Genomic DNA, 729 nt, shown 5'->3' on the forward strand with positions numbered 1-729 from the left:
TGTACACGCCACACAATAAGAAATACAGAAAAGGATTAGACTATACAAAAGCAATAATAATTACAGATCCTCGTTTTGTCTCACATAGATCATTCAAAATTCCACAAGATGAATTTTTAAAAATTGTAAATTCAGAAAACCGTATAATCCAGTCTTTTGAAAAATATGTGAATCGTTATGTCCAAGCCTATAATACAGGGGATGAAAATATTTTAAGAAAGTACCAATTTTCAACATTGCAAAATTATCACACAGAATTAGAATGTGTTTCGAACTATTCTGAACAACAAACCTCCTAAATAGAAAAGCAGACCTTTAAGATCTGCTCTTTTTTATTTGATTATGTAATTTTTAATTCCCGGATGCCAGTAAGCCATTACCTCAAACGCTCCATTTGCAACCTCATCATCTTCTTCCTCAATCTTGACCAGATCGCCATCCTCCGCATCACCAAGGTTCAACTCTTTATGTATCTCTTTTAAAATGCCGCCGTACCCGATCAATCTACGGGCAGCCAGCGCATCATCCAAGTAAAGCACCGTGTTCAGATTGTCTTCTGTCACCTTATTGCCGCGCACAACATCCGTATCCTTAACCGGATATTTAGAGATTTCGAGAACAGCTTTTTGCTCCATCATCGCTTCCCGCACTTCGTTTTCAATCTGTTATGCGACACTCCGGTCTCTTTTAAACAAAACACAGACCACACTAGCCCGGGGTAGAGCGTGT

2 protein-coding genes are annotated in these 729 nt (G+C 38.4%); one reads left to right on the top strand and one right to left on the bottom strand.

Annotated features, from left to right (window positions below):
* Positions 1 to 299 (top strand): type III toxin-antitoxin system TenpIN family toxin (tenpIN, locus tag ACFV2J_RS42515; protein WP_385443854.1); only part of this gene is annotated, 299 nt, incomplete at its 5' end.
* Between the two features lie 33 nt (positions 300 to 332).
* Here the strand turns inward: tenpIN and ACFV2J_RS42520 are convergent.
* Positions 333 to 650 carry a protein rep gene (locus ACFV2J_RS42520; RefSeq protein ID WP_385443857.1) on the bottom strand — a complete coding sequence of 106 codons (318 nt, stop codon included), beginning with the start codon at positions 648 to 650 and terminating at the stop codon, positions 333 to 335.
* Positions 651 to 729 lie beyond the last annotated feature (79 nt).

Origin of the sequence: Streptomyces sp. NPDC059668, assembly GCF_042734135.1 — a bacterium.
Classification (GTDB): Bacteria; Actinomycetota; Actinomycetes; order Streptomycetales; family Streptomycetaceae; genus Streptomyces.